Here is a 283-nt window from a genome sequence, read left to right as displayed (position 1 = left end):
GATCCTGCCGGCTGGCGAGGAAATCACGGAGGCAATCACGCGTCGCATCGACCAGACCAGTATCGACTCGGTGGAAATCCGTTCGGTACTGACCTGCGAAGCCAAGCGTGGTATCTGCGCTCGTTGCTACGGCCGCAACCTGTCGTCGGGCCGCATGGTGCAGAAAGGCGAGGCTGTCGGCGTAATTGCCGCCCAGTCCATCGGTGAACCGGGCACCCAGCTCACGCTGCGTACCTTCCACGTGGTTGGTACGGCCTCGAACATCGCCGTTGAAGCCAGCATC

Annotated in this window: 1 protein-coding gene; it reads left to right on the top strand. The window is 62.2% G+C overall.

Annotation, left to right across the window (positions count from 1 at the left end; translation table 11 throughout):
• Nucleotides 1–283, top strand: a 283-nt coding sequence (locus EJV47_RS27815; RefSeq protein ID WP_133372534.1) for a hypothetical protein, incomplete at both ends; no start/stop codon positions are given.

The organism is Hymenobacter gummosus, from assembly GCF_003970915.1.
GTDB lineage: Bacteria > Bacteroidota > Bacteroidia > Cytophagales > Hymenobacteraceae > Solirubrum > Solirubrum gummosum.
Note: the sequence above shows the minus strand (reverse complement) of the source record. Positions and strands in the feature narration are given on the sequence as shown.